This window comes from Paraburkholderia atlantica, assembly GCF_000092885.1.
Taxonomy (GTDB): Bacteria; Pseudomonadota; Gammaproteobacteria; order Burkholderiales; family Burkholderiaceae; genus Paraburkholderia; species Paraburkholderia atlantica.
In genome coordinates this window covers 1,171,404-1,197,880 of the sequence record NC_014118.1, presented here as the reverse complement: position 1 = coordinate 1,197,880, position 26,477 = coordinate 1,171,404, and the positions used below count along the sequence as shown (strand labels likewise).

General features: G+C 60.6%; 17 protein-coding genes and 1 pseudogene. 11 read left to right on the top strand and 7 right to left on the bottom strand.

Annotated elements, in window-relative coordinates; genetic code table 11:
• Positions 1–194: 194 nt before the first annotated feature.
• Positions 195–1,487 (bottom strand): cation:proton antiporter, encoded by a 1,293-nt coding sequence (locus tag BC1002_RS21410; protein WP_013092081.1) that lies wholly within the window; start codon positions 1,485–1,487, stop codon positions 195–197.
• A gap of 694 nt (positions 1,488–2,181) precedes the next feature.
• Here BC1002_RS21410 and BC1002_RS21405 point away from each other — a divergent pair.
• Complete coding sequence (locus BC1002_RS21405) at positions 2,182–2,478, top strand: hypothetical protein (protein WP_041735360.1); 297 nt, start codon at positions 2,182–2,184, stop codon at positions 2,476–2,478.
• A 342-nt stretch (positions 2,479–2,820) separates the two neighbouring features.
• Here BC1002_RS21405 and tssE read toward each other — a convergent pair whose 3' ends face one another.
• The 6 genes and pseudogenes from tssE to tssK form a co-directional block, all read right to left on the bottom strand.
• On the bottom strand, positions 2,821–3,246 hold the full coding sequence (gene tssE, locus BC1002_RS21400) for a type VI secretion system baseplate subunit TssE (protein ID WP_013092079.1): 426 nt from the start codon (positions 3,244–3,246) through the stop codon (positions 2,821–2,823).
• 14 nt (positions 3,247–3,260) lie between these two features.
• A complete protein-coding gene (tssH, locus tag BC1002_RS21395) occupies positions 3,261–5,978 on the bottom strand; it encodes a type VI secretion system ATPase TssH (RefSeq protein WP_013092078.1) in 2,718 nt (905 codons plus the stop codon).
• Between the two features lie 126 nt (positions 5,979–6,104).
• Positions 6,105–6,590, bottom strand: a complete 486-nt coding sequence (locus BC1002_RS21390) for an Hcp family type VI secretion system effector (RefSeq protein ID WP_013092077.1) — start codon at positions 6,588–6,590, stop codon at positions 6,105–6,107.
• Between the two features lie 102 nt (positions 6,591–6,692).
• Positions 6,693–8,439 (bottom strand): annotated as a pseudogene (locus BC1002_RS21385) (OmpA family protein).
• Positions 8,436–9,167: a DotU family type IV/VI secretion system protein gene (locus tag BC1002_RS21380; protein WP_013092074.1), complete on the bottom strand. Its 732-nt coding sequence runs from the start codon at positions 9,165–9,167 to the stop codon at positions 8,436–8,438. Before BC1002_RS21380 ends, BC1002_RS21385 begins: the two are co-directional and overlap by 4 nt.
• On the bottom strand, positions 9,167–10,519 hold the full coding sequence (tssK, locus tag BC1002_RS21375) for a type VI secretion system baseplate subunit TssK (protein ID WP_013092073.1): 1,353 nt from the start codon (positions 10,517–10,519) through the stop codon (positions 9,167–9,169). The genes BC1002_RS21380 and tssK overlap by 1 nt, the downstream gene beginning before the upstream one ends.
• A gap of 608 nt (positions 10,520–11,127) precedes the next feature.
• Between tssK and tssB the strand changes: the two genes are divergently transcribed.
• The 10 genes from tssB (at position 11,128) to tssA (ending at position 26,470) form a co-directional block, all read left to right on the top strand.
• Positions 11,128–11,640 carry a type VI secretion system contractile sheath small subunit gene (gene tssB, locus BC1002_RS21370; RefSeq protein ID WP_013092072.1) on the top strand — a complete coding sequence of 171 codons (513 nt, stop codon included), beginning with the start codon at positions 11,128–11,130 and terminating at the stop codon, positions 11,638–11,640.
• A gap of 74 nt (positions 11,641–11,714) precedes the next feature.
• The gene (tssC, locus tag BC1002_RS21365; protein WP_013092071.1) at positions 11,715–13,286 is read left to right on the top strand and encodes a type VI secretion system contractile sheath large subunit; all 1,572 of its coding nucleotides are present in this window, start codon (positions 11,715–11,717) and stop codon (positions 13,284–13,286) included.
• 86 nt (positions 13,287–13,372) lie between these two features.
• Positions 13,373–15,709, top strand: coding sequence for a type VI secretion system Vgr family protein (locus BC1002_RS21360; protein WP_013092070.1), 2,337 nt, complete (start codon positions 13,373–13,375; stop codon positions 15,707–15,709).
• 50 nt (positions 15,710–15,759) lie between these two features.
• Positions 15,760–18,249, top strand: a complete 2,490-nt coding sequence (locus BC1002_RS21355; protein WP_238538011.1) for a glycoside hydrolase family 19 protein — start codon at positions 15,760–15,762, stop codon at positions 18,247–18,249.
• Positions 18,246–18,746, top strand: a complete 501-nt coding sequence (locus tag BC1002_RS37840; protein WP_157874729.1) for a hypothetical protein — start codon at positions 18,246–18,248, stop codon at positions 18,744–18,746. The genes BC1002_RS21355 and BC1002_RS37840 overlap by 4 nt, the downstream gene beginning before the upstream one ends.
• Positions 18,747–19,312: 566 nt before the next feature.
• Positions 19,313–19,534 carry a hypothetical protein gene (locus tag BC1002_RS21350; protein ID WP_041735042.1) on the top strand — a complete coding sequence of 74 codons (222 nt, stop codon included), beginning with the start codon at positions 19,313–19,315 and terminating at the stop codon, positions 19,532–19,534.
• A gap of 264 nt (positions 19,535–19,798) precedes the next feature.
• Positions 19,799–20,056, top strand: coding sequence for a PAAR domain-containing protein (locus BC1002_RS36540; RefSeq protein ID WP_083788717.1), 258 nt, complete (start codon positions 19,799–19,801; stop codon positions 20,054–20,056).
• Between the two features lie 274 nt (positions 20,057–20,330).
• A complete protein-coding gene (locus BC1002_RS36530) occupies positions 20,331–21,302 on the top strand; it encodes a hypothetical protein (protein ID WP_157874728.1) in 972 nt (323 codons plus the stop codon).
• Positions 21,299–24,883: an ImcF-related family protein gene (locus BC1002_RS21340; protein ID WP_013092067.1), complete on the top strand. Its 3,585-nt coding sequence runs from the start codon at positions 21,299–21,301 to the stop codon at positions 24,881–24,883. Before BC1002_RS36530 ends, BC1002_RS21340 begins: the two co-directional genes overlap by 4 nt.
• Positions 24,884–26,470, top strand: a complete 1,587-nt coding sequence (tssA, locus tag BC1002_RS21335) for a type VI secretion system protein TssA (RefSeq protein WP_013092066.1) — start codon at positions 24,884–24,886, stop codon at positions 26,468–26,470.
• The last annotated feature ends 7 nt before the right edge of the window (positions 26,471–26,477 follow it).

Sequence of the window (26,477 nt, the reverse complement as noted above, 5' to 3'; positions counted from 1 at the left end):
GCCACCGGTCCTGCCTCGTGGTGGGCCGCCGTGGGTCGCAATCACGGCGGGCACTGCTCAGAAGACGCTTAAATGGACGCGCTCCAATCCAACGTTGAAACCGGCGTGCGAACAGCTCGCGCCGGCCTCGGACTCTCCTTGGGATTTTCTCACCAACCTCGCGGTGTAGATCCGCGTAGGTATCCACTTTACGATTAGCGCGCGTTTTGTGCAGGAGATGACTCCGGCGGGGCCGGCCGGATTGCGTGAGCGCCCGAGAAATTGAGCCGGCGGATCAGCGGGCCCAATGTAGTCGCTTGAATCAGCAGGCTGAACACGACGACCAGATACGTGACGCCGATGAACATTTCGCGTCCGTGAAACTCGGGCAGCGACAGCGCGAGTGCAATCGAGATGCCGCCGCGCAGTCCGCCCCAAGTCAGCACGACAGTCGAATGCGGACTGAGCCGCCGGAAGTTCTGCAGCGCGAGCAGCGGAATCGCGACGCTGACGCCGCGCGCGAACAGCACGACCGGAATCGCCGCGAGCCCGAGCCAGACAATCTCGAAGCGCAGCGACAGCGCAATGATTTCGAGCCCGATCAGCCCGAACAGCACGAGATTGAGCAACTCGTCGAGCAGGTCCCAGAAGTTGAACAGATGCTCGCGCGTCTTCTCCGACATCGATGTCGACGCGCCGTGATTGCCGATCACGAGCCCCATGATCACGACCGCCAGAGGCGCCGACACGTGCAGCGCTTCCGCGAGACTATAGCCACCGGTCGCAAGCGCGAGCGTAATCAGGATCTCGACCGGATAGCTGTCGATACCTCGCAGCAGCAGCGACGCGCCGAAGCCGAGCGCCGCGCCGAGCACGAGCGCGCCGGCGACTTCGCGCAGCAGATCGAATGCGATCGCCCCCGCGGAGAACTCGTTCGCGCCGGTCGCGAGTCCGACTAGCGTGACGAACGCGACGACGGCCGTGCCGTCGTTGAACAGCGATTCGCCGGTGATCTTGGTTTCGAGGCTTTCGGGCGCCGCGGCGCGCTTGAGCACGCTGAGCACCGCGATCGGATCGGTCGGCGAGATCAGCGCGCCGAACGCGAGGCACCACAACAGGCTGACCGGTTGGCCGAGCCATTGCGCCGCGTAGTAAAAGCCGAAGCCGACCACCGCGATCGAAATCAATACGCCGATCGTCGCGAGCATCAGCACCGCACGCCGCTGCGTGCGCATCTTCGACAGATCGACGTGCAGTGCGCCGGCGAACAGCAGCAGGCTCAGCAGGCCGTGAAACACGATGTCGGCGAAGTCGATCTGCACGACGATCTTGCGCGCGGCGATCGCCATCGCCGGATAGTAGAAGCCGAGCGCCGAAATGCCGACGCACACGACGAGTCCGACCGCGGTGATGCCAAGCGTGTCGGGTAACCTGATGAACCGATAGTTGAGTACGCCGAACAGCGCGACGATGGCGAACAGCGCGCCGGCAATCTGGAAGACGCTCATCTTGTGCGCTCCCGCGCTTCGCGGCGGCGCGAATGGGTGATCACCGCGGTACCGACGTAACTCGCGCGACGGGGCATAAAACGGACAGGCAGAGAAAGCCGCCACGACTGCGATATTGAACCAGCGAGGTGTTTCACGAGAAATTCCTTATTCAGGCTCATTCAATCCGATAAACGATCTACGGTCTGCAATGACACGATCGTTGCCGCTAGCGATAGAGCGACGTACGGCTACAGACGCTTTATTCAAACTCGACGGACGATGCGATCAGACGCAAAGTACTTTTTATCGGACCCACAAGCGGATGACGGCAAACCGGTTGGAACCAGGCTCGCAGGAAAGAACGCCACATTGGGCAATGATAGTGTTCGGACCACTGAAGCGCCGGGCGAGTTCCGGTCTTTATTTTGGGATATAGCTTTTTTATTTCGAGCTCTTCCGCATGGCTTGATTCGTCACGGCGATTCAATTGGAATCTGAATTAGCGTTATCAATTCGTAGTCTGATTTTTCAGTCCGATGACTTCTCTATTGAACAGGATGGGCCCCGGAATTGGCATGTCGAAAACAGGGAAAGCCCTAACCGAAAAGCGCTGAAGATCTGACAATTTTTGACAATCACGAGTCGAGAATGATGCAGCATCGATACATGGCGAAATGCTGTTATGTACAAATGGATGAAGACGGAGAAGGGTATGGAGCAAACCTATCGTTATCGTGAATTCGACATCGTGGTCAGCGCGTTGCACGCGACGGATACGTGTTCACATGTGGGCGGTGTCACTGCACGGCGCGCGTACGTGGCGAACGTCACGTTGAAGACGAGGCTGATCGGCGGCGAGTGGTCGACTGCTTTCCGCGTGGGTCCGTTGCCCGGTCGTTCGGCGACCGATTTGCGGGAAGTACTGGCGGCTGGATTCGCGGCCGCCACTCCGGTCGTCGACGCCGTGGTGAACGTGATGGGCGATGGCGTCGCGCGCAAGGCGGCCTGAGGTTGTGGCGAGTTCGGAAATAACCGCGCATATCCTTGCGATGCGTGTGGGTCCTAGACAGGGCGTACTCGTCTCCTCAGCGTCCTGTTGTTTTAATCCCGCTCCCCCTGTGCGGGATTTTTTTTGCCCAATTGATATAGCGGGCGCTCGATAACGCACTACCACATCGGCATGACAACAGAAAACACGAGAAAAAGCCTCGAACGCGAAGCGCGATCCAGGCTGCCGAAGGACAGACTCTTTGCCCCGTCTGGAAAGGTCGATCGGACCCGGTGATCGACCTTCTCCACTATAGCGAGTTGCCAATAAATCAGAATTGTGTGGGGATGCGCGTAGCATTGATTACTCGCGTCCCTGTATCCTGCGTCGTATATGTAGCCGCCCTGGTGGCTCGAAATACGTGCCGAAGCGGACGAGCCCCGGCTTATTCAAATGACACGTCATTTCGAAGCTGACCAGCACGCCGGGATCATCGTCCTCGAGGATGTCGATGTCGATAGCGCGAATCCGGGGCTCGTATTTCAGCAGCGTCGCTTCCATCTGCTGCTTCAGCGCGTGCGCCGACGATGGCAATGCCTTGTAGATGTTCGTCATGTCCGGCAGCCCGTAGTCGGTCAGGTGTTTTAACGCGCCCGCGCGAGTGTTCAGAATGCGCTGCACGTTCTGCTGGACGCTCAGGCATTCGAGCGTGCGATCGTCATAGGCATCGAGCGGCTCGCCGCCGATCTGGCCGAGCAGCACGTCGTAGAGGGATGGTCCCGCCGGCATCGAGTGGCGCACCGTCAGCCGTTCGCCGCGTGGTCGGCGACGGCTTGTTCGCGATCGAAAAAATCGATCGTCAACTTGCCTTCGGGCGAGCTGGTCAGCAGGATCTTGGCAGGCGCGGTTTCGCATGCCATGCGCGCGAGCAGTTCACGCGACAACGACGGCAGAATGCGCTGATTGAGAAACGCATCGACATTGCGCGCGCCCGTTTCGCGCGCGAGACACAGCTCGGCCATCGCATCGATCAGCGCATCGTCGCAGTTCAGTTCGACGCCGTGCTGACGGTATAGACGTTGCGCGACTTTAGCGAGCTTCAGGCGCACGATCGACGCCAGCGCGCTCGCGTCGAGAGGGCGGTACACGAGCGTCTGGAAACGCGCGAGCAGCGCAGGTTGGAAGTGTCTGACGAGCTGCGGATGGATCGCGTCGAGCAGTTCGTTGTGCGAGACGTCGGGGTTTTCCGCGGTCGTTTCGTCGATTTGAGCACTGCCGAGATTCGACGTCATCAGGACCACGCAGTTGCGAAAGTCGATCTCGCGCCCCTCGCCGTCGCGCATCATGCCGCGATCGAACACCTGATAAAACATGTCGAGCACATCGCGGTGCGCTTTTTCGACTTCGTCGAGCAGCACGACGCTATACGGACGCTGCCGCACCGCCTCGGTCAGAACGCCGCCGCGTCCATATCCGACGTAGCCTGGCGGCGAGCCCTTCAATTGCGACACCGTGTGCGATTCCTGGTACTCGGACATATTGATCGTCGTCAGCGCGGCTTCACCGCCGAACAGCAAATCGGCGAGCGCAAGCGCAGTTTCGGTCTTGCCAACGCCCGATGGTCCAGCAAGCAGAAACACGCCGAGCGGCGCATGTTCATTCTTGAGCCCCGCCTTGGCGGTGCGCAGGCTTTCGGACAGCGCAGCGAGCGCGTCATGCTGCGCGACCACGCGTGTCGCGAGCTGCTTCTCCAGTGTCAGCAGGCTTTGCAGTTCGTCTTCGACGAGGCTGCCAACCGGCACGCCGGTCCACTCGGCGACGACGCGTGCGATTGCCTGGGCGTCGACGTCCCTGAAGATCAACGGGGTCTTGCCTTGCGCGGTCGTGAGTGCGCGACGTGCTTGCGCGAACGCGGTGGCATCGCGGGTTGCGGCCTCGCTGTCGCGTTGGCGGTGCAGCGCCTGGACGAGTTCGAGCTCCTGTTCGTAACGTGTTTGCAGCGCCGCGAGTTCGGTCTTCGCGTTCGCGAGCGCGGCGTCCAGCGCGCCGCGGCGCGCTTCGACATCGTCGATGCCGGCGCGTTCGTCGTCTGCGAGCGTCGCGTGTTCGAGCCCCAGCGCGGCAACCATGGCACGCGCGCGTTGCAATTCGGCCGGCGGTGTGTCGAGCCCCATGCGTACGCGTGCGGCCGCGGTGTCGATCAGATCGACGGCCTTGTCCGGCAACTGCCGTGCCGGTATGTAGCGGCGCGACAGCTTGACTGCGGCGACCAGTGCTTCGTCGCGAATGTGCACGTGATGGTGCTGGGCGTAGCGGGTTTTCAGGCCGCGTAGCATCAGGCAGGCCGCGTCGTCGTCGGGTTCGTCGACTTTGATGATCTGGAAGCGGCGTTCCAGTGCGGCGTCGCGCTCGAAGAATTGCTTGTATTCGGACCACGTGGTCGCCGCGATCGTGCGCAATTCGCCGCGCGCGAGCGCTGGCTTCAGCAGGTTCGCGGCGTCGGCGCCGCCCGCGGCGTTGCCGGCGCCGATCAGCGTGTGAGCTTCGTCGATGAACAGCAGGATCGGCACGGGCGAAGCCTGAACCTCGTCGATCAGGTTCTTCAGGCGTTGCTCAAATTCGCCTTTTACGCCGGCGCCGGCTTGCAGCAAGCCGAGATCGAGCGTGAGGATGCGCACGTCGCGGATCACGTTCGGCACGCTGCCATCTACGACTCGCAACGCGAGCCCTTCGACGAGCGCGGTCTTGCCGACCCCCGGCTCGCCGACGAGGATCGGATTGTTCTTGCGACGGCGCGCGAGCACGTCGACCATCTGCTGGATCTCGCGGTTGCGCCCGAATACCGGATCGATGTCGCCGCGGCGCGCCTTGTCGGTCAGGTCGAACGCGAAGCGGGCGAGGGCGTTGGCGCTGGCGGGTGTGACCTCCTTTGCGCGACAGACGACGTTCGCCGCCGAGGCGGTCGCCGAAGGTTGCGGCCGTTCGGGTTGCCGTTCGTCATCTTCACTTTCGCTTTCGCTTTCACTTTCGCACGACCGATGCGCAATTCGCGGCAGCAAACGCTCGATCTGCGCGCTGCTGACGGCAAGCAATGGCCACGCATGCTGCGCGCGGAGTATGTGGGGCGCATCGACGATCGCCTGCAACAGATTCCCGGAGCGGATTCGCGCGTCGTCGCTCTCCGACGACGCGTGAAGCCATGCATCCGCTAGCAGTGCCGCTAGCTGCGGCGACAGCGCGGGCTTGCCGCGCAGATTGCGCGGCAGGCGATCGATTGCACCGAGTAGCGCATCCCACAGCGCGTCGATATCGATCGTGTAATGCCGCAGGACAGCGAGGATGTCGCCATCGCCGGCTTCGATCAGCTTCAGCAGCCAGTGCTCGACCGTGATCTCGTCAGCCAGCCGCGTCTGGCAAAGACTGGCGGCCGCTTCGAGCGCCCGTGCGCAGTGTGGGTTCAGCCGGCGCAGCAGCTGGGTGGTGTTACAAAAGGCGCTTCTTCGGTCGTTGCGCAAGGTCATCTCGGCAGTCCGGTCACGAAGGGAAGCGGCGCGCACGCGGTGCACTCGCCGATGAAAAGGGACCAGCCCGCCCCGCGGACCGGTAAGGGCGCGTCGACGCGCTGGTCTCGGGTATCACGCGGGAAATCAGGAACGCTCGTTCCACGTATCCTTGTGGATAATGTTGCCGTCCTTGTACGACCACATGATCGTCTCGTAGCGCAGCTCGACGTCTTCGAGGTGGTTGTGCTTCTCGTAGTCGGGGTTCTTGATGTCGAACATCTTGGGCTTGACCGCGACGATCTTCACGTTGTCGAGCTTCGTGTTGAAGTATTCCTTCTCCTTGCCGGCGTCGTCGATCTTGTACCACCTGATCTCGACCGACTTCAGCGTCTGACCGCTGGTGACCGCCTTGTACAAGTACGGCGTCGACGAGTCGGTTTCCTTTGTCAGCGTGATGGGTTTGTGTACGCGGGTGCCGGTCAGCTTGCCGGTGTTGCCGTCGGTCGGGATATGCACGCCGTGATCGAACGCGACGAGCTCGACGCTGCCTTCGCGGCCTTGCACCGTCACCGAACCCTTGATATCAGCGCCGCCGTCGTCCTTGAGCCACATATAGGCCGGAATTGCCATACCTTCCACTCCTCGATTTTTATACTGCGAGAATCGCCCGGAGCAGCCCCCGAGCTTCTAAATCCCGAAGCGCGATGCTTCGGGGGCGAAAGACCGTCGTTTTTATTGGGTGGTGGGTGCGTCGGGCACGAGCGTGATTTCGACACGCCGGTTCCTCGCACGCCCGTCGTCCGACGCGTTGCTTGCGATCGGCCGCGTATCCCCATAGCCCTGAATCGCAAACTGCGTCTCCGCGATTCCCGACACGTCGATCAGCCAGTCGCGCACGGCTTGCGCGCGTGCCGTGGACAACTTCAGATTGCTCTGCGGATTGCCGACGTTGTCGGTGTGCCCGGCGACCAGAATCCGCTTGTCCGGATGCGCCTTGATCATTTCGAGCGCATCGACCATGGCGCGAGTCGAGCCGGGCTTCAGTTGAGCGCGGCCGCTGTCGAATAGCGACATGCTGTCGAGCGTGACGACCGCCGGCGGCGGAGGCGGGGGCGCGTACGATGCGATCGCGGTGTCGAGCGCCGGCAGCAACTGCGCACCGCGATACATGCCGAACGCCAGTCGCAACGGCACACCCACGCGCGCGTAACGGTCGAGCTGATCGCGATCGACGACGAGCGCGTGCAGCGCGTCGCGTTTCGCGTTGTCGTGCGCGGCCGGAATCATTGAATAACCGCCAAGATCGGCGCCGATGCGGTCGAGCAGCGCTTCGTTGTTTTCCGCGGCGGACCACGATGCGACGGCCGCCGCGCTGGCGAGTAGCGTGAGCGCATGCGCGCCGGCGATGCGGCGCGGCGACCTCCAGTAGCGCCGCGGGGTTGCTTCGATCAGCGGTTGCGGCAGCGGCCACGGCAGCGGCGATGCGCCGACGGTGGCGCGTGTCACACAGGTTTTCCTCTGCACGTCGCGCTCCCACGGATCGGCCGAACCGCTTGCCGGGCCGCAATCGATCCAAGCGGCTCCGAACAATTCCCACGGCGTGGCGGGCTGCATCCGGTCGGTCAACGTGCCGATCACGACGCGCCGCGTCCAGCCGACGAGCGACGCGAGCGCCGCCGCGCGCGCGGCACCTATGGCAGTCGTTGTCGCCGTGCAAGTGTCCGCGTCGCCCAGCAGGCGCTGAGTCTCGGCTTCGGCCGCGCGGACCATGAGTTCGAAACGCTCGCCATCGACGATTCGCGTCGCCGACGACACCCCATACCACGCAGGCACCGACAGCCCGGGCGGGCTCATGGTCAGCCGGTGATAGACCGCGACATAGCCGGGCAGGCTCGTGCCTAGCGTGCGGGCGGCATCGGCGACGCGCGACGCGCAGCTTCTGCGTGAGCATGTCGGCCCCGACATGCAGCGCGGGCATCACCGACAGCGCGACGCCATCGGGCGCGCGTCCGTCGCGCCACTGCCTGAGCGCGACCGCGAGACGCGGCAACTGCTGCGGATCATCGACGCGCAACCAGATAGCGCCGTCGCCCACGTGCGCGAAGCGCTCCTCGTCGTTGCGATCGAACAGAGCCGGCAGACCATCGCCGATGACGAGCACGAGCTGCATACAGGTGAGCAGCTTCGGCGGAATCTCGGCGGTCGCGGCGCCGAGGGCAGCCAACACTTGCGCGCTGCGTTCGCGCGCACTGGACAGCCACAGCGTGCGCCATCCGACGAGTATTCCCACGAGCAAGGCGACGGCCGTCGTCAGCGCCGGAGCGACGCCATGTCCGCCCGGCAGCATGAACCAGATCATCGCGAGTGCCAGCATGGCCGCGAACACGAGCATCGCGCGCAATGGATAACCGAGTCCCTCGTACGGACGCTTGGGCGTGCGCGCCGGCGTCGCGGGCAGGATGCGCAGACCGGATTTCACGGCCGCGTGACCTTCGTTTGCACGAGTTGCGCTAGCTGGGCGTCGAGCGCGGTCGACCACACCAGCCAGACGATGGCGGCGACTCCGCATGCGAGCCCCGCGATTGCCCATGGCGAGAGCCGGTAGAACCAGTCGGACAAGCGGCGATCAGAGCGATCGGCAATGAAGGTACTTGCGGGCGCCGGGCGAAGTTTTTGCAGCTGCGCATGCAGCGAGGTCGTCAACGCCGCGCGTTCCGCTTCGCCGTCACGCGCAAACCGGCCGATGAAGCCGAGGCTCAGAATCGCCGCATAGCATTCGAGCAGGTCGACGTGCGGCGACGCTTCATGCATGCGAGCCTCGAGCCGTTCGAACACACGCTCGCCGGCGTCATGCAGGTTGAACAGCTCGACTTGCAGCGGTTTGAGTTCCCACGCCGCTCGGCTCTCTGCCGGCAGATAGCGCAGCGCGACTTCATCGAGCAGCCCGCATTGCGCGAGCAGCGCTTCGCGGCGTATTTCGTCCGCATAGCCGCGCCGCTCGAGTTCCGTCGAGAAGTTCGCGATCAGCAATCCGCAACGATTGCGGAAGTCGGTTGCATGATCCACGTGGCCGCCGGGCGTGAGCGTCGTGACGAGCAGCGCGGTGTCTCGCAGCAGATCGCGAATGCCTGCACGCGTGACCCGGGGCGCGCCCGCCATGCTATCGAGCAACGCCGCTTCAGTGGAATTTCGGGGCAGCGCGTTCATCAGCGTAGTACCGCGTAAAGTTCGAGCGATGCGTCGGGCACCGTCGCCGGCAGATAAATCTGGCAAGCGCGCGCGGCGAGCATCTTCGCGTGCGCGGCATTCGCTGCGTCGAGCGCAAAGTATTGATTGTCGAGGCGCACCGGAATCGCGGCCGGCACGCGCGCTACCGCCTTGAGCGGAATGCCGAGCAGCGCCGAATTGATGATGTGCTCGACGTCGTCGGGCGCGCCGATCTTGCACAGGCGCGGGAACTGCTCGGCGAGTTCGAACGCCGGCATAGGCGCGCTGACCGACAGATACCAGTCGGCCGCGCCTTCGACGATGCGCTCTTCGAGGAACTGACCCGCCCACGTGGTCGCACTCTTGCGCGTGAGGCCGATCGACACGACGCGCGACGGAATGACCGCGTCGAGCAATTCGCGGATCGTGGCCTCGAGCTTCGTGAACACCTCGTCGGCGCGCGCGTGATCGTAGGCGGGAATGTCGGTAAGCTGCGCGCGCGTCGAGAACGTCATCAATGCGCAGACGAGTTGCGCAAGCGTCGTGTACAGCTGCTCGGGCGAGCGGCGCGGATGCGTCGCATAGAGCCGCAATTGAGGCCACGCCGCGTGAATGCAGTGCAAGAGCCAGAACAACTGCACGTCGGCGACACCATATTCGGCGACCTGCTCGAGCCGTTCGTTGCGACGCGCGCCGAGCACGACGCTCTTCGCCTGCAGGATATCGGCTAGACGATTAATGCGTTCGAGATGCAGAGGGTGACTCCCCAGCGTCAGGCACGGCGGCACGAAGCGGTGATCGACCTGGAACTGGCCGCTGGTGGTGGTGCGCGTGAGCCGTGCGATCGCGCAGACCGTGTCGTCGGCATGCGATTCGAAGTCGAACAGCAAGCGCACTGCGTGGCGCTCGGACGCGATCTCGGTTTCGCTGCCGCCGTTCAGATCGACGACCTTGACGAACTCGCGATATGCGCGGCGGGGACGCGCAAGCGACGTTTCGTCGAACCGGCAGTTATTGCCGTTCGCATCCGGCAACGCGAGGGCGGCCAGCACGACGACACTTTGCAGGTCGGCGGGCATGCCTTTTGTCAGATCGCGCGCAGCGGGCAGAGCGTCGCTCAGCGTGGTGTCGATCGGCGTGCCGTCCGCGAAGCGCAACTTGAGCCTCGTGAGCTTCAGACGGCCCGTTGCCAATGCTTCTTCGTCGACCTCGACGCCGAGTGTGCCCCACGGCTCGGCGAGCGCGCAGGTAGCGAACTGCTGTAGCGCGAAACCGGCCCAGCGTTCCTGCTGCTGGAAGTGCTGCTGCGTGAGGATGAGGCCCTCGTGCCAGAGCGGTTTGTCGATCCGCATAGGTGTTTTTGGTCTCTCGCGTGTTGGTCATTTAATCCGGATTGCTCCGGGATCGCGGATTCTATACGTCGTATTTGGAAATCGTATACCTCTATTTCGATCAAAACTAAAAATATCACAAAAGTTCAAACATTTTTATATTGAGATGCGGGATAAATTTATCCTGAGGGGGCGATATTTAATTGAGATGGTGTTAAAAACGGCGCGATATAAATTAACAAATTCGGGCAAATGTTCGATCGCGTTGAAATGGTGGGGCGGCCGTCAGGGCGAGGGTTCCTCGCGGAAAGTGGACAAGGAAGTATATGAGCTGACAGCTGTGTCGTAGTCAGATAATTCCGAATTACAATTGCTTCAACATTTTTCACATTTTTTGTCAGTTTTTGAGTTATCAATAGGCTTTGACGCCGCGACAATAAATCTGCTTTAATATTGATGGCATTAAAAAAGTCGCGCGTCGAAGCCTTGAAGAAGGGTGTCGTCGTAATCCGTCGTGAGTCGCGTATATCTATTTATTCGCGCTCCCGGGTATTCGCGCGAAAGGAGCCGCCGCGTCGGACAGTGCGAGATCTGCGGGCGCATCGAATCGGACTAGATGGGGAATACGTATGGACAGCTTTCAGCGCGAAATACCGAAGAGTCGCGTCTCAATCACGTTGGACCTGCACACGGGCGGCGCCCAGAAGAAGGTCGAGCTGCCTCTGAAGCTGCTGGTCGCCGGTGATTTCAGCGCGGGCCGCGAGCAGGCGCCGCTGGCCGAGCGTACGAAGGTCAACATCGACAGGAACAACTTCGACGCCGTGTTGGCCGATCACGCCCCGGACCTGAAGATCGCCGCCGAGAACACGCTCGCCGGCGACGGTTCAGAGTTGCCTGTCAAGCTCGCGTTCCGCTCGATGAAGGACTTCGAGCCGGAGCAGGTGGCGCGTCAGATTCCCGAGTTGCAGGCGCTCCTGGCGATGCGCAATCTGCTACGCGACCTGAAGTCGAATCTGCTCGACAACGGCACGTTCCGCCGCGAGTTCGAAAAGGTCCTGAAGGACAAGCGTCTGTCGGACAGGCTGCGCGGCGAGCTCGCGCAGATCGCGACGGCCGCGACCCAGCCGGAAGGCCATGCCTGAGCGGGGAGCGGGCGAAGAAGGGCTTCGCTGCCTTGCGCAACTACATCGCTGCAAAAACGCAGACAGGAATACAAATGGAACAGAATGAATCGCGCCAGGGCGCGACCGGGACCGTTGTGCTTGATGCCGCTCAGGACGCGTCCTTCGCCAGCGACAGCGTCTACGCGTCGCTGTGCAACAAGATTAACCTGAAACCCGTTTTAGAGGCGCGCCCGCTCGAGGCGTTCCGCGACAACGACATGCTGTCCGAGGCGTCGGCCGACGAGCGCATCGCGCGCGGCATCGGCGCGTTTCTCGAGCTGGTTGCGCAATCGAGCCAGCCGGTCGAGCGCCTCGACAAATCGCTGCTCGATTTTCATATCGGCCAGCTCGATCGTCAGATCAGCCGCCAGCTCGATGCTGTGTTGCACTCGCCCGAGTTCCAGGCGCTCGAAGGCCGCTGGCGTGGTTTGAAGATGCTGGTGTCGCGCACGGATTTCCGCAAGTACGCGCGTATCGAGGTGCTCGATGTGTCGAAAGATGCACTGCAACGCGACTTCGAAGACACGCCTGAGCTGATCCAGAGCGGCCTGTATCGCCTCACGTACATCGAGGAATACGACACCCCGGGCGGCCAGCCGATCAGCGCGCTGATCAGTGACTTCGAGTTTGCGAATTCGCCGCAGGACGTGGCGTTGTTGCGCAATATCTCGAAGGTCGCGGCGGCGGCGCACATGCCGTTCATCGGCTCGGTCGGCGCGGCGTTCTTCGGCAAGAAGTCGATGGAAGAAGTTGCGGCGATTCAGGATATCGGCAACTACTTCGATCGTGCCGAGTACATCAAGTGGAAGAGCTTCCGCGATACGGACGACGCCCGCTACGTCGGCTTGACGATGCCGCGCGTGCTCGGTCGTCTGCCCTACGGCAAAGACACGACGCCAGTGCGCGCGTTCAACTACGAGGAAGCGGTAAAGGGCCCGGACCACGACCGCTATCTGTGGGTGAACGCGTCGTTCGCGTTTGCGGCGAACATGACTCGCAGCTTCGTGAACAACGGCTGGTGCGTGCAGATTCGTGGTCCGCAGGCGGGCGGCAAAGTCGAGGATCTGCCGGTCCACCTGTATGACCTCGGCACTGGCGTGCAGCCGAAAATCCCGACCGAGGTCCTGATTCCGGAAACGCGTGAGTTCGAGTTTGCGAATCTCGGCTTTATTCCGTTGTCGTTCTACAAGAACCACGACTTCGCGTGTTTCTTCTCGGCGAATTCAACGCAGAAGCCGGCGCTGTATGAGACTAAGGAAGCGACTGCCAATAGCCGCATCAACGCGCGGTTGCCGTACATCTTCCTGCTATCGCGCATCGCACACTACCTGAAGCTGATCCAGCGAGAGAACATTGGGACGACCAAGGATCGACGTCTGCTGGAAATCGAGCTCAACAACTGGATCAAGGGTCTCGTGACCGAGATGAAGGATCCGGGTGATGAGCTGCAGGCGTCGCACCCGCTTCGTGAAGCGAAGGTGACGGTCGAAGACATCGACGACAACCCGGGCTTCTTCCGCATCAAGCTCTTCATCATTCCGCACTTCCAGGTCGAGGGTATGGATATCGGTCTGTCACTGGTGTCGCAGATGCCGAAGGCGAAGAACCGAGCGGGAGTCTTTTAGCAAGAGATTTCGGGGGAGTTGCCGGAGCCGTCGTTAGCGGTTGCCTCCGGCGACCTTGTGACACCTGCGTATTCAAGAGGAATTCCATGTCGATGGTATCGCCGTTGCAGGCTTATGAATTGAAGCTGGCGCCGCACCCGGCGCCGTTCTCCGTCTTGAAATTCGCTGGTGTCGATCAGGTCAGCCAGTTGTACAAGTACGAGATCGAATTCACAAGCCCGGTAGCTGGAATTCCGATGGATCAGGTGCTGGGACGTCCGGCGCGGTTCGCCATAGAACCGGGAGATCCTGATATCGATTATCTGCGCAAGATGTTTGGCGAGAACGCCGGACAGTTCAGCGCGAGGCCACCCGCGCACACGATTCACGGCATCGTGACGCAGTTCGACGAGTTCGACACGTCGGTTGATGAAACGCGCTATCGGGTCGTGCTGGAACCGAAACTCGCCGACCTCGATCGCGGTGTGACGAGCCGGCTGTTTCAGAAACAGTCGGTCGAGGAAATCATTACCGATACGCTACGACACTACGGGTATCGCAGCGGGGTCGACTTCGTGTTTCAGTTGCGTGGGCAGTACAAGCGGTATGAGTACGTCACGCAGTATCACGAGACGACCTTCAGATTTATTCAGAGGCTCTGCGCGCGGGAGGGGATGTGGTTCCGGTGGGAGCAGAAGAAAGACCGCGCGATGATCGTGTTCGGCGACGATCTCGATGCATACGCACGCAAGCAGCGAACGTTGTCGTTGCGGCGCGATTCGGGGCTCGAGAGTGTGGGCGCGGATGCGATCACCTCGCTCGAACGGCGAACGCGGCGTGTGACCGAAGCGGTGCGGCTGCATGACTATAACCATCGCCACGCCGGTGTGTCGTTGCTCGTCGAGGAAAACACTGTACGCGGCGACAGCACCACGAATGGGGTCGACTACCACTGGGGCGAGCACTACGAAACACCTGAAGAGGGGCAGCGAATTGCCCGGTTGCGGCATGAGGCGCATCTGGCAGGTCAGGTTGCTTTTACTGGCACGGGGAATCCGTTCTGGCTCGAGGCGGGTGAGGTCATGTCGATCCATCCGAAAACAGCCGATGCGAGGCACGGAATCTTCGTGACTTCAGTGAAGTCACGCGGCGCTCGGGATCAAGCGTATCAGGTGACATTCGAGGGAATCCCGTCCGATCGAGTGTGGCGGACTTCGATGACGTCGATTTCCCGGCCTGCCATCGATGGGATCTTGCCGGCGCGGGTTACGTCACCCGGCAACTATAAGTATGCGTATCTGACCGAGCAGGGTTGGTATGTGATCGTGCTGCCGTTCGATCTCGACCAGTGGAGTCCGGGTGGAACGAGCCGGCCGGTGCGGTTCGCGAAGCCATATAGCGGAGATGGTTACGGGCATCACTTTCCGTTGATCGATGGGGCGGAAGTGGCGATCGTGTTTACCGCTGGGGATCCGGACCGGCCGGTGATCATCGGGGCGATGCACGACAGTTTGCATCCGGATCTCGTCAATAACCTCAACAACACTCGCAATATCGTTCGGACAGCTGCGCAGAATGAGTTGCGGATGGAGGATAAGGAAGGGGTCGAGCATATCCATCTGGCTACGCCGTTTCAGACTAGTGAGCTCAATCTGGGGCATATGGTTGATGGGGAGAGGAGGGAGCGGGGTCACGGCGCCGAACTGAGGACAGATGGGTATCTGTCAGCCCGGGCGGCCAAAGGCGTGTTGCTTAGCGCCGAAGTACAGCCCGGTGCTACGGGCGAGCAGATCACGATGCCTAACGCGGACGCAACGCTCCAGCAAGCGGAGCAAGTCCTGCGCTCTCTCAATGATTCAGCAAGAGCCGCGCACGCGTTGCTGGCCGACGTCGATCAGCAACGTTCGCTCGTCGAGCAGAAGATCGCAAAACTACGGAAGCCGGTGATCGTGGCGAGCGCACCTGAAGGCATCGGTCTGGTGAGTGGCGAGCACATGCAGTTGGCCGCGGCTAAGCAAATATTCGTTACAGCAGGTGAAGGAATCGACTTTGGCGTGCTCAAGAGGATCACAGCGGCGGCGGGGGAGGCGATTTCGCTGTTTGCCGCGAAGCTTGGCATCCGGTTGTTCGCGGCAAAAGGAAAAGTCCAGATTCAAGCTCAGGGTGATGCGCTCGAATTGATGGCACTTACCAACGTGGCTGTCAGCTCGTCAACAGGCGAAGTGATCATTACTGGGTCGAAGGGCATCACGCTGGGTGATGGGGCAGGCGCGTATCTAAAGATAGCCAACGGGAAGATCGAGATAGCGAGCCCAGGGGAAGTCCAGGTCAAGGGTAGTCTGGATGTCGAAGGCCCCGCGCAGGGCAATTTCACCTTTCCGCGCTGGCCTGGTGCTCCCCTTCAAGACGTCGAGGGAAACTTGAATTTCGGGTTTTCTGAATAAGCACAATCATGGCAAATATGACTCGACCGTCGAATCCACCCAGCACGCCAGTGAAACTGCTTGCTTTTGCGTATCCGTTTCGCAAGAACGCCCAAGGCACGGATGGTCCGCCTGCAGACTTTATAGATGAGCATGAGTTTCACCAACTGTTGAGGCGGGAGCCTTCGGGCGCCTACGCGGTCAGTGGCAAAGGCATGTGGCACGGCGGAATACATGTGACCGAGGCGGGCGCCGGCGCGTCGCTGGATCTGAAAGGCGGAGTGCGCTGTATTGCGGATGGCGAAGTGGTGGCATGGCGCGTCGATCGCATCTATCCGGTAAGTGAAATTCCTGCGCGAAACGGGCAGCCTGCGATCAGTGCATCGTACAGCACGGGTTTTGCGTTGGTGCGTCATTCAATGGAGTTTCCCAAAGACAGGGAACTGACATTTTACAGCCTGTACGCACATCTGCAGGACTTCGCGGACTACGAGAACGACGCGCATCTTCCCAGGCCGAAGTACTGGGCGACGCGCTTCGAGGTGACCACCTACGCGCAGGACCGTCCCACAATCGGGTCAGGTTGCCAGTCGGCACCAGCCGATCAGCGGGGGCTGCGAGTCCGGGTATCAAAGCCGCATGGCAAGGTGCTCTGCATCCTCCCGCACGGGTCGCAGGTTAGCGTTGGAAAACGCGAGGGCAACTGGGGGCAGATAATAGACGCGAGCGGTGTATCGCCCTATCCTGGGATCGCAGGTGGCGTCGCTCATCCGGCGGTGGACGGATGGATGTTTCTTGGGGAAGAACACGGCGGTCCGGTCGTCAAGGAGGTGATGCCAGATTCTTCACTGGACCGGGTAGTGGTGCTCTCTAGGCCGTCTGAAGTGGTCCCGGTGAAGGCAGGGGAACTGATCGGCCATCTTGGGCGCTACGATTCGTTGTCCCAGCAGACTTCTGGCCAGCGGATGGTGCACATCGAAGTCTTTTGTGACGACAGCGTCAAGGCATTCATCGACGCGGGGCGTGCCTGGATCAGGCAGAACGGCGCTCATGTCAGCGCGTGGCAGCAGTTGGTCCTTCCCAACGAGCCAACGATTCAGCGCATCGACAGTGGGACCGCCTTGTACAGGCAGCACGATGAGGAAGGGGCTCAGGCCCAACAAACTGGCGTAATCGAAGTCTTTCCGCTAGCTGCGCTTGCGACGGGAAGCTCAGATCGTCAGTACATCGAGACAGTGGCTGGGAGCGATGGCGAGAAGCGCCACTGGTGGAAGATTGACAGCGCGGATGTCCGTCACCAGCCGATTGATGGGTGGGTGCGGGAACAGAGCTTTGCTGGCGGGACGGTTACGCGGGAGTTTGCCCAGAAATGGGTGGACTTTCAGCCGCTGGACGACGAGCATGAGCCGACGCATACGATGTTTGCAACGACGAACGGGTTTGTCGACTATTCGATCGGTGCAGACGTGCCGGACGCGGGCTCGCTGGGCAAGCTCAGTCCGCTGATGACATCGATTTACCAGGCGCTGAATCTGGCCGGTGACCGCGCGCAGGCGGCCGATGACCTGCGTAACGCATCGAGCGGCCCATGGACGGCGCTGCGCATGTCGAGGTTGATTATTCAGCACGAGAGCGAATGGGCGAATCCGGAGAAGTGGAAGGAGTTGATTGCCGCCATTGAGCAGCGCACAGGGCCGAAGCCGGAGCACATCGAGGAGCAGAAGCGGATCGAGAAGCTGGTCTGGTGGGATGCGGTCAAGGCCGGGCTTACGGACTTCCCTGCATCGAATGTGTTTCATATTCATCCAATTGGGCTGGTGGGGAATTTTTTCCGGAGTGGTTTCCGGTTTACCTCGGCGATGCTGCTGCGGCTTTTTCCGAGTGGAAACAAAGAAGCTCTCCAGGAAGTCGCCGATGAACTTAATGCTCATCTTGAAGCTTACGAACTTGATACGCCTCTTAGAAGGAGCCATTTTTTTGCCCAGGTAATGCAGGAAACAGGTTCTTCCCTTACCCGCGAAGAGGGCTTTTTCTGGAGAGCTAGCTCGTTGATAGGAAGCTTTTCCTATTTTCGTCATCGGCCTGCCGAGGCGAACGCGCACGGCTACCATCAGACAAAGCCAATCAAGGCAGACGGGACAACCATGAGTCAAAGCGACTTTGAAGCCATCGCTAACGGCGCCTACGGTGGTCGCGCCGAGTTAGGAAATGGCGACTACGCCAGCGGCGATGGTTGGCGATACAGGGGGCGAGGACTTAAGCAGCTTACGGGCCGGGCAAACTACAGGTCATTCACCCGATGGCATGCGACCTTGCAACAAGAATGGCCACACGAAGTTATTGACTTTGAAGCAAATCCAGATCTTCTCGTACAACCGAAATACGCCGCCAGATCTGCGGCTTATTTTTGGGTTGATCACAAGTTGGCAGATGAGGCGGATAAAGGGAACACTGCCGTACAGGTGAATTCTATTACTGCGATTGTCAATCTCCATACCGATAGTTACGAGGAGCGTGTCGCCAATTTCAATAAAATATGGGAAATGGGGGAATTCAATTGAAGACTGGCTGCAGTTCGATCTCGTTTGTAGAGGTAATTATCATTGCTGGATTAATGCTGTTTTCCATTGATGTGAAGGCTGACGAGATTACGCTTTGCTATCCTCATGAGGAGGTCTATTTCAGTTGCCCAACCGATGGAAAGATAATGTCGGTCTGTGCATCAGGAAATATATCGCCTGACAACGGATACGTGCAGTATCGATTTGGAAAGATGGATAAAATAGAAATGGAATTTCCGAAGAATCCATTTTCTCCTCGAAAATGGTTTTCATTAAGTGATATCCATGAAGGAAACGTGAGTTTTACACACCTAAAGTTTATGTCTGGGCGCTATCAATATGTGCTGTACCAGGGCTTTCCGAGCGGAATCTATATTAAGAGGGGCGGAAAGACCATTTCAAATCATATCTGTGACGACGGAGCGTATCAACCGATCAACTCTCGAGTATTTAGAGGAATAAAAACAGTCGAGCCGGTCGATGGTATAGACAACTAGGGTTGTGCAGTTGAGCAAAACGATGATGCAGAGATAGCGACTTGATGATGGATATAAATTGTTCTTTTTTGGCCGCGCAGAGATTTGAATTACATATCAGATGCAGGCTATATCGGTGCTGTCACACAGATTGTGAATAGCGATCAGCATCGACTGCTTCTTTGTGCGAGGCGAAAGACGCCAAGGTATTAACATATCGCTACGGAAAAGAGGAAAAAATGGAGCTTGAAATATCCGACGCAGGATTTAAGCGGGGTGCTATATTTCACTTTATTTATCCTCCTTATTCTGGTGGAGGTGAGACGCATATCAGATCTTCTAGGGATGAATATACATATTTATCTATATGATAAAACCGTGAAAACGGAAAGTGGTCCGCAGTTTTCGGTGGAATCGTCATATACCGTGGTATCCGTAGGATCGGCGATCGAACATGCATCAACGATGCGTCGATACGTCAATCTGCATACAGTTAAATTGAAAGAGAAGAGTATAGGGATGTCCGGTCTAAGTAGCTTAATACGTGTGCCGGATGTTATTTTGTTTTTTTCGATATTGAGTGGCTTGTGATTGGTCATGCTTTCGCCGCTTTGGATGGACGCCTAATTTTGATAGTGGAACCGCAGGTCGTCAAAGAGATGGTGGATGTTTTTGCGAAGAATCTCTTCATTCTTTGGATGGCGTCATGCATTGAAGTCTTTGCCTTTGCTGAAACCGCTTTGGGGGCAAAAAGATCGCTGCCGGGCGGCCAGTCGTTTGAGCTCGTGGAACCTTGGCCCGCCAGATAAAGGATCGCTTCGGCGAAGGCTGGTCAACAGCTTTCTTCATTGACAAGAATGGTCAGCGTCTCCCGCTATTTTCCGACGAAAAGTCGAATGGGAGTACGGTAAAGCACGATGATCCGGCCCATGCTGTTCACTCGCTTTCTGCACGTGATAACAACCGTCTGAATTACTTGTTGGATCGAACTGCGTCGGTAGCGTTCGCAATTGCAGAAGATCGACGATACCACTCAGAGAATTGACCCAACTTTGCTTCAATAGGAGCATCGATTGAAAAAATTAGCATACGAAGGCGACAACACGAGTCACGGAGGAAAAATCCTAACCGGCTCGGACCGAATCAGAGTCAAGGGGCGCCGCGCGGCCCGCGTCGGAGATCTCGTCTCCTGTCCAATTCACGGCGACAACGCAATCGTGGAAGGAAGCAGCAGCATCAAGGATGCTGGCACACCGCTTTCACGTGATGGAGACAAGACTCAGTGCGGAAGTGTCCTCATTGCCCTTTCGGATGGTGCAACAGTCAGATAAACGAATGCCAATCGACTTCGCTCGCGTACCGCCGCGGAAGGCAGTACCGCCGCCTCCGCAGCTATCGAAGCGGGTTTGGACTGCGCTTCTAGTCGTCCTCCTTTGTTTTGGTGCTGCGCTAACACTTGTTCTTTGGCCGCAAGGCAGAACAATCAATCCGATCTGGTTTTGGTTCTGTCTAGTCGGCTATCCGATGCTTTCATGGACATTTATGCTGTGCCTTCGGCTTGGTTATCTACATGCGCGACGCAGTGAAGCACTAGCGGTGAATCACGTGAGTGACTGCGAGATGGAAAGATGCCACGCCATTGCCAGCGTGCCACTCGCGCTGATAGGTCATACCTGGCGTTTCTCGGCTAATCGCGATGAAAATGATGTTCAGGGCGTTGTCGATGGCAGCCTTAGGTTGAAAACTCGGACAGGCGGAGCCAAGCCGAACACCGATGTTGACGCACGCTGGATAGAAATCCCGAATCAGGAGGTCCATTCCGGAAACGAACTCACGGAATATTCTCGCCATCGTTTGGTCTGCAACTGGCTTCTGGCCCAGTTGATCGAAGATCTGACGCCGCAGTTCGCAGCTCTTTCTGCCGGTACAACGCTTCATTTTGAAGCAGTTTCGCATTGCGCCCTCAAGAGCATCGACGTTTCCGACAGACTCGAGAAACTCGTCATCGGCAAGTTCCCGGGTTTGCGAATGATCGCAAAACCGTCGATAGAGCCGTCCTCGGTGTTCGGTACGGATGCGCTACTCGACAGCATGAGGCCAGGTGTCGTTCATCTGCTGGTCGCGGTTCAATTGCGCGAAGCTGTAAGCGAGCGCTTGCAGGACGGTGCTGCGGAGGCGGGTGTCGCACTACTGTTGGGACATCCAAGCATCGCTGAGAAGAAGTCGGAAGCCAGTGCGTTGCTGTTACATCGTCCCGCACGTGGTCAGGTCAACACCATAGGGGAGACACTCGACAACGCGATGCGTTGGGGAAAAGCCACGTCGGCGAATGTTGGCGCTCTCTGGAGTCACGGAATTTCACCGGAAATAGAGGTCGCAATCAGGTCATCGTCCCAAGTCGACGGAAAGAAATCCCGGATTGACTTGAGAACCACCGTTGGGGATTGCGGAGTGGCGGGGGGATGGTTTGCCACCGCACTCGCTGCAGAATTCGCCGCGCGAACCGGTGATCCCCAACTCGTTCTTACTCAGGAAGACCGCGACCTGATCGCGCTCGTGTGCAGAAAACAGGCATGAATGAACACAAATCTGAACCCGTAGCCCTTTTTATCGGCATCGGCATTTGCATTCTATTCGTTGCGCTTGGTCTGACCGTCTGGGTAGAAGGTCCGGCGCACGGATGGACGCAAGAGACACGAATCATTATCGAATTGTGCCTGCTCTCGGGCATGCTCATCGCGCTGATGCTCGTGAAGTACTTCGAGGCCGTCGTGCTCTGGATCGCATCGATGCGTGCGACGCAGTGGTTCGCCCGCTACGATTCGAAAAATAAGCGAGCACGAGGCGCGAACGAAGACCCGGCATTAGCGCATTTCACTGCACCGGAAAATATCGTTGCGTTGCGCGAAGCGCTCCACGCCCTCCACGGCCGCCACTGGCGCTACCGCGACCGCTGGCTCCTGCTAACCGGCGACCTCCGCCTGGTAAAACGCCTCGCCCCCGGCCTGGCCGAATCCGGCTACGCCATCACCGGCAACACAGTCCTGCTCTACGCAGCTCAAACCGGCGCGACCCTCGATACCACCTGGCTCACCCAAATCCGCCGCCTGCGCCGCCGCCGGCCAATCGACGCAATCGTCGCAATAACCCGCAACCGCACCTCAGCCAACTCCAACTTCGACGCCGACGCGCTCGCCCAACGCCTCGCGCGCCACGCGCGTGCACTGCGCTGGTCCGCGCCTGCCTATCTGCTCGACGTAACGGACTTCAGCACCGAACCGAAGGGCGACGACGAAGCGATCGGCCTAACGTGGTCGAACGCCCGAGTGCACTCGGCCAACATCGACGACTCGCTACAAAACCTCACCCGCCGCCTCGCGGACACCGGCGTCCTTCGCCTCGGCCACGACAAGCACGATCGCTATCCGGCGGAGTTGTCGCAACATATCGAAAGGCTTTCCAGCGTGTTGTCGGGACTGGTCGCGCAGACCGCGCATTCAAAAAACTGGCGCCAGGCCGTTCACGGCCTTCTGTTCGCGCCGCTCTTCAAGGAGCGCGAACTCGCCCCGCCCGCGACCCCTGACGACGACAAAGACAGCGGAGGTGAAGACGCCGAGGCGAAGCGCATCGCCCCCCAACACCGCACCCTTTGGCAAACCATCGCCGACCACAGTCGCAAGCTCCACGGCCGTCGCATCGGCTTCTGCCTATCGACCGCCGCCGCGTGGACGGTCACAGCGGCGATCGCGCTATGGATTACCGGCACGATGATCTCGGGTGTCGCGAACCGCACAACGATCCATTCCGCCGCCGACACGCTAACAAAGCTCGCGGAAGAACACCACCCGAGCCAATCGATGCAAACGCTCGACACACTCGACAAGCAGATCGACACCCTCGAATCCCATCAGCGTGACGGAGCCCCGCACCTCGCACGCTTCGGCCTGAACCGCGACGCCGCGTTGCTCGACGCCCTATGGCCCCGCTATGAAAACGCCGCCGGCCGCATTCTCGTCGGCCCGATCCGCGAGCAGATGGAGGCGCGGCTGCATCGGCTTGCGTCACTGACCGACGCCGAGATTGCAAGCGGCGGCAGTGGCGAAGTGCGGGCCGCCTACGACACGCTGAAGACATACATGATGCTCGCCAGGCCCGAACGCGCGGTCGCGGCCTTCCTCGCACCGCAACTCACCGCGGCGTCCGCACCCGCGCGTCCCGCCAACTCGCCGCTGTCGGCCGGCGCATGGGAGGACCTGCGTCAGCACACCATCGCCTTCTTCGCGAATCATCGAGGCCGACATGCATCGACAAGCGGCTCGTCGTTCGCGATCGTCGCTGACAACGGACTCATCTCGGCGACACGCCAAACGATCATCGGCGTGCGTGGCATCCAGAACTCGACCGACGCGGTCTATCAGCAGATCCTCGACGACGCCAAAGCCAAATACCCGCCCGTGCCGCTCGCGACGCTGCTCGGCGACACATCGAGCCGTGGTCTGTTCAGCACGACGGCCACGGTCCCCGGCGTCTTCACGCGCGCCGCGTGGGAGGAGCGCATCGCAAAAGCGATCGACGACGCGAGCGAGCAGAGCAAGGTCACAGGCGACTGGGTGCTGTCCGACGTCGAGAACAAAACCGAGCTGCCGTCGTCGCTGAAAGCCGAGCTGCGTCAACGCTATTTCGACGACTACGCGCGCGCATGGGGGCTGTTCCTGAACAGCCTGCGCTGGCAATCGGCACCGACGCTGTCCGCTACCGCCGATCAACTAACGCTGCTCGGCGACCCACAGCGCTCGCCGCTCGTGATGCTGATGAACGCGATCGTCTATCAGGCGGGCACGGGCGCGCGCACGCCATCGCTGTCGGACACGCTGGTCAGCAAAGCGCAGCAACTGGTCGGCGCAGACCAAAAGAATCCGTCGAAGCAAACGCAGCCGCCGCTTGCACCGCTCGCAGTCGCGTTCGGGCCAATCCTGCGGCTTGCCGGAAGCGATCTCGCGTCCAGCGCCACGCGGGCGAACGCAAAGTCCGCCGCGCAACTGGCCGCGACCGGCGACCTTAGCGTCGCGCGTTATCTCGAACGCGTGACCGCGATGCGTCTGAAGATCGAGCAGATCGTGTCGAGTCCCGACACCGACGCGATGTCGCGCATCGCCGCGCAGGCGGTGCTGCAGGGCAAGACCTCGGATATCGCCGACAGCCGCGATCACGCGAGCCGTCTTGCCGCGAGTCTCGGCGAACGGTGGGCCGGCTTCGGCGCGCTGTTCCAGGCGCCGCTCGATCAAACCTGGCGGGTGCTGGTGCAGCCCGCCGCGGCGAGCCTCAACGAAATCTGGCGCACGGCGATCGTCGCTGACTGGAACAGCGCGTTCGGCGGCCGCTATCCGTTCGCGGACTCCGACAACGACGCGTCGCTGCCGGAAATGGCGCGCTTCATGCGCCCCGACAACGGCGTGATTACGCAGTTCGTCACAACGCAACTGGCGGGTGTGGTCGAACGACAGGGCGATCGCTGGATCGCCGCGCAGGGTACGAGCCACGGCCGCGCATTGACGCTCGATCCGGCGTTCCTCGACGGACTGAACGAAATGACCCGTGCATCGACGGTGCTGTTCCCCTTCGGCGACGCCCACGTGCGCTACGAATTGCGCCCGGTGCCGACGCCGGGCGTCACCGACATGCGCTTCATGCTGTCGGGCCGCGAGCTGCATTACTTCAATCAGAAGGAAGAGTGGACGCCCTTCCTGTGGCCGGGCGATTCGCTCGAAAACCTGTCGCATATCGAATGGCAGACCGAGCACGGCGGCCTGCGCTCGGCACTCGACGCCCAAGGCCGCTTTGGCCTGATCCGTCTAATCGAACGCGCGCAGGTGTCGCAACAGGACGCCGCGCGCTATCTGCTGTCGTGGCAGCCCGACCAGGGCGAGGGCATCTCATTGCGCGTGCAACTGCGCAGCGAGGCAGGCTCGGGCCCGCTCGAAGTGCTCTCGCTGCGTCACTTCAAGCTACCCGGCCGAATCTTCGTAACCGGCAACGCAAAGAGCGCGCCGAAGCCATCCGAGGCCAACCCGCCACCACCACTGCCGCCCGCGGCGCTGAACGCGGCGAAAAACGCGGCCGTCGGTCTGCCGCAAGGCTTGCTACCGGAGGTCGAATAAATGCTGGCGAGTCTGTTGAAGACGCTGTTCCCGTCGCGCGACGAAGAACAACGCGTACGCGCGCGTCTCGACACGTGGAGCGCATGGCTGCAGCCGCTACCCGGCGAGCAGGGCTGCGGCCGCGACCCGGGCTATGAGGACCTGTTCTTCGAGTTGCGCGAGGAAACGCAAAAACTCTCCGGCATCGACGACAGCCTGGTCGTCCGTTCGTGCGAGCAGTTGCTGAAGGAGACCGGCAAGGATCTGCGTCTCGCCGGTTACTACGCGTTTGCGCGTCTGCGTGCGGACGGTCCTCTCGGTTTCGCGGACGGGCTTGAACTCGCGGCGTCGCTCGTCGAGCGCTTCGGCGAGAACGTGCTGCCAGCGCGCGCCGAGGCGAAGAAGGGCGCGCTCGACATGCTTGCCACCACACGCGTCATCGAGCTGCTCGACAGTCGCGGCGAGTTCGCGACGGCCGACCTCGAACGCGCGATCGCCGCGCTCGATCTGCTCGTCACGCGTACCGCCACGTGGACCGACGCGGCTCGGCCGAATCTCGCCGCGCTCATCGCGCGTTTCGAGCAGAACGAAGCATCGTCGCGCGGTAATGAACTCGAAGCGGCAACGTTACCCGTATCGTCGGGCCAAGCTTTTGCAGGCAGCGTGAACGTATCGATCGCATCGACCCGCGACCTGCTCGATCAGGCCCGCTCGATGGGGTTGTGGCTACGCGACCAGGAGAACGGCTATCTATCGTCTGTGCGGCTGGTCCGCACCGTTCGCTGGGACACGCTGCACGAAGTGCCGCCCGTCGACGCGACATCACGCACACGTCTGATGCCACCGCGTGGCGAGCTGCGTCAGCAGATGAAGCGGCTCGTGCTGCAAAAGCAGTGGCATGAGCTGCTCGAACGCGTCGAGGGCGCATTCCTCGAGGGCGTCAATCACCTGTGGTTCGATCTGCAGTATTTCCAGCATGTCGCACTCGATCACGTCGGCGCGCCCTACAGCGCATGGCGTGACCAGTTGCGCGCGGATTTCGCGCTGTTTCTCGAACGCTTGCCTGGCATCGAGCGCCTGGCGTTCAACGACGGCACGCCGTTCGCCGACGACGCATCGCTCGAATGGATCGCACGCCACGCGGTAGTGCGCAATCTCGACGCGGGCGAGAGTATCGCGCCGCTGCCGGTAGCGGCCGGCAGCGACGACGAGGCGACCGGCGACTGGCCCGAGATCGAAGCGCAGGCGCGCGACCTCGCGGAACGGGACGGCATCGAGGCGGCATTCGCCTGGCTCGATGCGTTGCCCGGCCTTCGCACCGATCGGCAGCGCTACCTGCAGCGGCTGGTGATGGCGCGCCTCGCCGATCGCGCGGGTCGCGCGGACACGGCGCTCGGACTGCTCACCGAACTCGACACGACCGCACGCTCGCTGCCACTCACGCGCTGGGAACCCGCGCTGGTCTTCGAGGTGAAGCAGCAGTTGTTGCGAACGCTGAAGGCGCTGAGCAACCGTAAGGACGCCGACAAACCCGCGCTCGCGCGCCGCATCGGCGAACTGCAAGCCGAGCTGACCGTGCTGGACCCGGCGCGAGCGTTGACCTTCTGATAAGAAC

Coding starts and splice junctions, on each gene's coding strand:
- BC1002_RS21410 (WP_013092081.1), bottom strand. CDS start 1,487: ATGAGCGTCTTCCAGATTGCCGGCGCGCTGTTCGCCATCGTCGCGCTG.
- BC1002_RS21405 (WP_041735360.1), top strand. CDS start 2,182: ATGGAGCAAACCTATCGTTATCGTGAATTCGACATCGTGGTCAGCGCG.
- tssE (WP_013092079.1), bottom strand. CDS start 3,246: ATGCCGGCGGGACCATCCCTCTACGACGTGCTGCTCGGCCAGATCGGC.
- tssH (WP_013092078.1), bottom strand. CDS start 5,978: ATGACCTTGCGCAACGACCGAAGAAGCGCCTTTTGTAACACCACCCAG.
- BC1002_RS21390 (WP_013092077.1), bottom strand. CDS start 6,590: ATGGCAATTCCGGCCTATATGTGGCTCAAGGACGACGGCGGCGCTGAT.
- BC1002_RS21380 (WP_013092074.1), bottom strand. CDS start 9,167: ATGAACGCGCTGCCCCGAAATTCCACTGAAGCGGCGTTGCTCGATAGC.
- tssK (WP_013092073.1), bottom strand. CDS start 10,519: ATGCGGATCGACAAACCGCTCTGGCACGAGGGCCTCATCCTCACGCAG.
- tssB (WP_013092072.1), top strand. CDS start 11,128: ATGGACAGCTTTCAGCGCGAAATACCGAAGAGTCGCGTCTCAATCACG.
- tssC (WP_013092071.1), top strand. CDS start 11,715: ATGGAACAGAATGAATCGCGCCAGGGCGCGACCGGGACCGTTGTGCTT.
- BC1002_RS21360 (WP_013092070.1), top strand. CDS start 13,373: ATGTCGATGGTATCGCCGTTGCAGGCTTATGAATTGAAGCTGGCGCCG.
- BC1002_RS21340 (WP_013092067.1), top strand. CDS start 21,299: ATGAATGAACACAAATCTGAACCCGTAGCCCTTTTTATCGGCATCGGC.
- tssA (WP_013092066.1), top strand. CDS start 24,884: ATGCTGGCGAGTCTGTTGAAGACGCTGTTCCCGTCGCGCGACGAAGAA.